This window comes from Streptomyces sp. NPDC032161 (assembly GCF_040636995.1).
In the GTDB taxonomy this organism is placed as follows: Bacteria; Actinomycetota; Actinomycetes; order Streptomycetales; family Streptomycetaceae; genus Streptomyces.
The window spans coordinates 130,277-136,605 of record NZ_JBEZVN010000016.1; the positions used below are offsets into that span (position 1 = coordinate 130,277).

6 protein-coding genes are annotated in these 6,329 nt (G+C 68.9%); 5 read left to right on the forward strand and 1 reads right to left on the reverse strand.

Features of this window, described 5'->3' with window-relative positions; translation table 11 throughout:
- Positions 1-5: 5 nt before the first annotated feature.
- Positions 6-914 carry a tRNA (adenine-N1)-methyltransferase gene (locus AB0E67_RS24390; protein ID WP_073787859.1) on the forward strand — a complete coding sequence of 303 codons (909 nt, stop codon included), beginning with the start codon at positions 6-8 and terminating at the stop codon, positions 912-914.
- Between the two features lie 254 nt (positions 915-1,168).
- Positions 1,169-1,753, forward strand: a complete 585-nt coding sequence (locus AB0E67_RS24395; RefSeq protein ID WP_362030454.1) for a hypothetical protein — start codon at positions 1,169-1,171, stop codon at positions 1,751-1,753.
- A 51-nt stretch (positions 1,754-1,804) separates the two neighbouring features.
- On the opposite strand, the gene AB0E67_RS24400 is transcribed toward AB0E67_RS24395, so the two are convergent.
- Positions 1,805-2,110: a ferredoxin gene (locus AB0E67_RS24400; RefSeq protein ID WP_073787857.1), complete on the reverse strand. Its 306-nt coding sequence runs from the start codon at positions 2,108-2,110 to the stop codon at positions 1,805-1,807.
- Between the two features lie 247 nt (positions 2,111-2,357).
- Here AB0E67_RS24400 and arc point away from each other — a divergent pair, with 247 nt between their 5' ends.
- The 3 genes from arc to AB0E67_RS24415 all read left to right on the forward strand — a co-directional run bounded on the left by arc (position 2,358) and on the right by AB0E67_RS24415 (position 6,192).
- Positions 2,358-4,124: a proteasome ATPase gene (arc, locus tag AB0E67_RS24405; protein ID WP_360107918.1), complete on the forward strand. Its 1,767-nt coding sequence runs from the start codon at positions 2,358-2,360 to the stop codon at positions 4,122-4,124.
- A gap of 217 nt (positions 4,125-4,341) precedes the next feature.
- Positions 4,342-5,853 (forward strand): depupylase/deamidase Dop, encoded by a 1,512-nt coding sequence (gene dop / locus AB0E67_RS24410; RefSeq protein WP_362030457.1) that lies wholly within the window; start codon positions 4,342-4,344, stop codon positions 5,851-5,853.
- Positions 5,854-5,973: 120 nt separating this feature from the next.
- A complete protein-coding gene (locus tag AB0E67_RS24415; protein ID WP_073787958.1) occupies positions 5,974-6,192 on the forward strand; it encodes a ubiquitin-like protein Pup in 219 nt (72 codons plus the stop codon).
- The last annotated feature ends 137 nt before the right edge of the window (positions 6,193-6,329 follow it).

Consider the following 6,329-nt stretch of genomic DNA (forward strand, 5'->3'; position numbering starts at 1 on the left):
GTCACATGTCTGAACCGACCGGTGCCGCCCGCCGTCGCGGGCCCTTCAAGGTCGGGGACCAGGTCCAGCTCACCGATCCCAAGGGACGCCACTACACCTTCACGCTCGAAGCCGGAAAGAACTTCCACACCCACAAGGGTTCCTTCCCGCACGACGAGCTGATCGGTGCCCCCGAGGGCAGTGTTGTCCGAACCACGGGAAACGTCGCCTACCTCGCGCTGCGCCCCCTGCTCCCCGACTACGTCCTGTCCATGCCCCGCGGCGCCGCCGTGGTCTACCCCAAGGACGCGGGGCAGATCCTGGCCTTCGCCGACATCTTCCCCGGCGCCCGCGTCGTGGAGGCCGGCGTCGGTTCCGGCTCGCTGTCCACCTTCCTGCTCCGCGCCATCGGCGAGCAGGGCATGCTGCACTCCTACGAGCGCCGCGAGGACTTCGCCGAGATCGCCCGGCAGAACGTGGAGCGCTACTTCGGCGAACCCCACCCCGCCTGGCAGCTGACCGTCGGCGACCTCCAGGACAACCTCTCGGACACCGACGTCGACCGGGTCGTCCTCGACATGCTCGCCCCCTGGGAGTGCCTGGAGGCCGTCTCCAAGGCGCTGGTGCCCGGCGGCATCGTCTGCGCGTACGTCGCGACCACCACCCAGCTCGCGCGGACCGTCGAGTCCATCCGTGAGACCGGCTGCTTCGCCGAACCACAGCCCTGGGAGTCGATGATCCGCAACTGGCACGTCGAGGGCCTGGCCGTCCGCCCGGACCACCGCATGATCGGCCACACCGGCTTCCTCGTCACCGCCCGCCGTCTGGCCGACGGTGTGGAGCCCCCGCTGCGCCGCCGCCGCCCCGCCAAGGGCGCCTACGGCGAGGACTACGACGGTCCCGGCAGCCAGAGCGGCTCCTCCTCGCGCGGCTGAGCCCTTCGCGCATCCGAGCGCGGCCGGCCGCGCAACGTACCGGCGCCGCCGCCGAGTTCCCGGACCGACCGGGGAACTCGACGGCGGCGCCCCTTCGTTGTCCCTACGGACAGTCATCCGTGCCGACCCCACCGTTTCCACCGCTCCGCCCGGTGTGGCACGATGCTGGCCGCTCCCACGCCGTCGCGGACGCCTCCCGGAGGCTGCCCGGCCCGGGGCATCCTCGTCCACAGGAACCACAGGAGACATCCCGCGTGCAGACCTCCGAGCTCCCGGACCTCGCGCACAACGACAGCAGGCCGCTGCACTGGCTCGCCACCGCGGCGGCCATGGCGGCCGTCGTCGCCGGCGCGGGCATGCTCCAGCCGGAGCCCACGGCATCCGCGTCGACCCACCGGACCACCGCGGGGCAGGGACCGGCTCCCGCGGCCGCGCCCGATCCGCTGCGGGCGACCTATCCCCTGGACTGCGGCGGCCTGGAGCACACCGTCGCCCGGCGGGCCGCGGGCGACCTGGACGGCGACGGCCGCCCCGAGACCGTCGCCGTGGTCCACTGCGCCGCCGGTTCCGGCACCCCGCCCAGCGGCGTCTACGTCCTCACCCAGGCGAGCGGGGCCGCGCCCAGGGTCGTGGCGACCCTGGTGGACCCCGCCCAGCAGATGAGCGTCGGTGCTCTCGCGGTGCGTGACGGAGTCGTCTCCGCCACCCTGCTCGGCTATTCCTCCGAGAACGTGCCCCGCTGCTGCCCCGACCAGCGCGAAGCGGTCACCTGGCGCTGGCAGGGCGGCGCCTTCGTCCGCACCGCCGGCACCGTCCCCGCCACCCCGGTCGGCGCCTGACCGGTCACGCCGGCCGGAGCCGGCACGGGACCGGACGCCCGGGTCGGTGGATCAGGCGGCCTCGGGGCCGAACACCTCGACCTTGTCCGACACGCGACGCACGTGAATGCACTCGCCGGGGCACTCCTTGGCCGAATCGACGACGTCCTGGAGCAGCGGCAGCGGCACGGGCGTCGTCGCCCCGCTGTCCTGGAGCAACTCGTCGTCGGCGCTCTTCACATACGCCAGACCGTCGATGTCCAGCTCGAACACCTCGGGCGCGTACTGCACGCAGATGCCGTCCCCCGTGCAGAGGTCCTGGTCGATCCAGACCTCCAGATCCTGCGCGTCGCCGCCGGTCGGAGCGTCCTGCTGCACGGTCGTCTCTCCTGTCGTTCCCTGCTTTTCCGAACCAGAAGTGGCCGGCCCTGACGTGTGTTGATCGGTTCGACGATACAACCGGCCGCTTTCCGATGTTGAAGGGTGGGTATTCCCCAGGGACGAGGGGGAACGCAAGGGTGAAGATCGGACACGCCCCGCAGTCTTTGTGATCTAGGGGTTTCAATCATCACCCACCCAGGTAGGGTCAGGAAGCGTCCAGCTCCCCTTGGAGGAGGTGAGGACCGTGGCAGCCCACGACGACGACATCAACCGCGGCATCCGGCCCGGGCGGGGGTCCGAAGACCCAGCCGGCCAGGTCGCCTATCTCGAGCAGGAAATCGCCGTCCTGCGACGTAAGCTCGCCGACTCTCCGCGCCATACGAGGATTCTCGAAGAGCGGATCGTCGAGTTGCAGACCAATCTGGCGGGAGTGACCGCACAGAACGAGCGGCTCGCCAACACGCTCCGCGAGGCCCGCGACCAGATCGTGGCCCTGAAGGAAGAAGTCGACCGGCTCGCGCAGCCGCCGGCCGGCTTCGGTGTGTTTCTCCAGGGAAACGAGGACGGTACCTGCGACATCTTCACCGGGGGCCGCAAGCTCCGGGTGAACGTCAGTCCCAGTATCGAGCTCGACGAACTCCGGCGCGGCCAGGAAGTCATGCTCAACGAAGCGCTCAACGTGGTCGACGCCATGGAATTCGAGCGTGCCGGGGACATCGTCACCCTCAAGGAGATCCTCGAGGACGGCGAGCGGGCCCTGGTCATCGGGCACACCGACGAGGAACGGGTGGTACGGCTCGCCGAGCCCCTGCTGGACACCACCATCCGCCCCGGTGACGCCCTGCTGCTCGAACCCAGGTCCGGCTACGTCTACGAAGTGGTCCCCAAGAGCGAGGTCGAGGAGCTCGTCCTCGAAGAGGTGCCGGACATCGACTACGACCGGATCGGTGGCCTGGGCGACCAGATCGAGCTGATCCGGGACGCGGTCGAACTGCCCTACCTGCATCCCGACCTCTTCAAGGAGCACGAACTGCGGCCGCCGAAGGGCATCCTGCTCTACGGCCCGCCCGGCTGCGGCAAGACGCTCATCGCGAAGGCCGTGGCCAACTCCCTTGCCAAGAAGGTCGCCGAGGTCACCGGCCAGCCCGCGGGAAAGAGCTACTTCCTCAACATCAAGGGCCCGGAGCTCCTCAACAAGTACGTCGGCGAGACCGAGCGCCACATCCGCCTGGTCTTCCAGCGCGCCCGCGAGAAGGCCGGCGAGGGCACCCCCGTCATCGTCTTCTTCGACGAGATGGAGTCCCTCTTCCGCACCCGTGGCTCCGGCGTCAGCTCGGATGTGGAGAACACCATCGTCCCCCAGCTGCTCGCCGAGATCGACGGTGTCGAGGGCCTGGAGAACGTGATCGTCATCGGAGCCTCCAACCGCGAGGACATGATCGACCCCGCGATCCTGCGGCCCGGACGCCTGGACGTGAAGATCAAGATCGAGCGCCCCGACGCGGAGGCGGCGAAGGACATCTTCGCGAAGTACCTCACCCCCTCGCTGCCGCTGCACGCGGACGACATCACGGAGCACTCCGGCTCCAAGGAAGCCGCGGCGCACGCCATGATCCAGTCCGTCGTCGAGCGGATGTACATGGAGTCCGAGGAGAACCGCTTCCTCGAAGTCACGTACGCCAATGGCGACAAGGAAGTCCTCTATTTCAAGGACTTCAATTCCGGTGCGATGATCCAGAACATCGTCGACCGGGCGAAGAAAATGGCCATCAAGGCATTCCTCGAACAGGGCCAGAAGGGCCTGCGCGTCTCCCATCTCCTCCAGGCGTGCGTGGACGAGTTCAAGGAGAACGAGGACCTGCCGAACACCACCAACCCGGACGACTGGGCCCGCATCTCCGGCAAGAAGGGCGAGCGGATCGTATTCATCCGTACCCTTGTCACCGGAAAGCAGGGAGCGGACACCGGTCGCTCGATCGACACGGTGGCGAATACCGGACAGTACCTTTAGAACACGGACCGGCTGCGGATGCCCGGTCGGGCATCCGCAGCCGGTCGCTTTCCGGACAGCTCACCCGACAGCGCCCCACCGGTGCGGAGTCGCTCTAGGCTCTTGCGTACCGCCCGGTCGCGCAGTGCGGGAACGGGCACCGCACACAGGCACCGGACCAGCAGCGGTATGCGAGCGCCGCCCCCGAGGGGAGCGCCCGCCGGGCAAGGAGGGCCGCATGACCGTACGGCGAGTAATGGGCATCGAGACGGAGTACGGGATCTCCGTCCCCGGCCACCCCAACGCCAATGCCATGCTCACCTCGTCCCAGATCGTCAACGCCTACGCGGCGGCGATGCACCGGGCGCGCCGCGCCCGATGGGATTTCGAGGAGGAGAATCCGCTCCGGGACGCCCGGGGTTTCGACCTCGCCCGCGAGGCCGCGGACTCCAGCCAGCTCACCGACGAGGACATCGGCCTGGCCAACGTCATCCTCACCAACGGTGCCCGCCTCTACGTCGACCACGCGCACCCCGAGTACAGCTCCCCGGAGGTCACCAACCCGCGGGACGCGGTCCTCTGGGACAAGGCCGGCGAGCGCATCATGGCCGAAGCGGCCGAGCGCGCGGCGCAGCTCCCGGGCGCCCAGCCGATCCACCTCTACAAGAACAACACCGACAACAAGGGCGCCTCGTACGGCACGCACGAGAACTACCTGATGAAGCGGGAGACCCCCTTCTCGGACATCGTGCGCCACCTGACCCCGTTCTTCGTCTCCCGCCAGGTGGTCACGGGAGCGGGCCGCGTGGGCATCGGTCAGGACGGCCACGAGCACGGCTTCCAGATCAGCCAGCGCGCGGACTACTTCGAGGTCGAGGTCGGGCTGGAGACCACGCTCAAGCGCCCCATCATCAACACCCGCGACGAACCGCACTCCGACGCGGAGAAGTACCGCCGGCTCCATGTGATCATCGGTGACGCGAACCTGTCGGAGATCTCGACCTACCTCAAGCTCGGCACCACCGCGCTGGTCCTGTCCATGATCGAGGACGGCTTCATCAACGTCGATCTCGCGGTCGACCAGCCGGTGCGCACCCTGCACCACGTCTCCCACGATCCGACGCTGAAGCAGCTGGTCACGCTGCGCAACGGCCGGACTCTCACGGCGGTGCAGCTCCAGATGGAGTACTTCGAGCTGGGCCGCAAGTACGTCGAGGACCGCTACGGGGCCGATGCCGACGCGCAGACCAAGGACGTCCTGGGCTGCTGGGAGGACGTCCTGGGCCGGCTGGAGAGCGACCCGATGAGCCTGTCCGGCGAGCTGGACTGGGTGGCCAAGCGGGAGCTGATGGAGGGGTACCGCCGCCGCGACAGCCTGGACTGGGACGCCGCGCGGCTGCATCTGGTGGACCTCCAGTACGCCGACGTACGGGCCGAGAAGGGCCTGTACAACCGCCTGGCGGCCCGCGGCAAGATGAAGAGGCTGCTGGACGAGGACGCGGTCGAGAAGGCACGCACGGCGCCTCCGGAGGACACCAGGGCCTATTTCCGCGGTCGCTGCCTGGAGCAGTTCGCCGACGACGTGGCCGCGGCGTCCTGGGACTCGGTCATCTTCGACCTGCCGGGTCACGACTCGTTGCAGCGGGTGCCCACCCTGGAGCCGCTGCGCGGCACCCGTGACCACGTCAAGGAACTCCTGGACCGGTGCCGCACCGCGGAGGAGCTGGTCCAGGTGCTGTCGGGCGGCTGAAAGGGCCGCGACCGGGGAATCATGGAGATGACCCCGGGCGTCCCGGCAAGTACCGGGCCGATGCCGGACCTCGTGGGTAGGGTCTGAATCAAGTGCTTCGAACCGAGCGGGGTGAGCGAGATGGCGACCAAGGACACCGGCGGCGGACAGCAGAGGGCGACGCGTTCCACCGAGGAGGTCGAGGAGCAGGCGCAGGACGCACAGGCGTCCGACGACCTCAAGGAGCGCCAGGAGAAGCTGAGCGACGACGTCGACTCGGTTCTGGACGAGATCGACGACGTGCTGGAGGAGAACGCGGAGGACTTCGTGCGCTCCTTCGTGCAAAAGGGCGGACAGTAGTTCACGACCGTGAACTCGGGGGAGTGGATGCAGCGACCGCGGGGGTAGGCGCGGCGCCGGCCGGAGGGGTGGGGGCGCGACCGGGCGGTGAGTTGGGAGGGCCGCCCCGCCCGGGTGATGATGGTGATCGCCGGCCT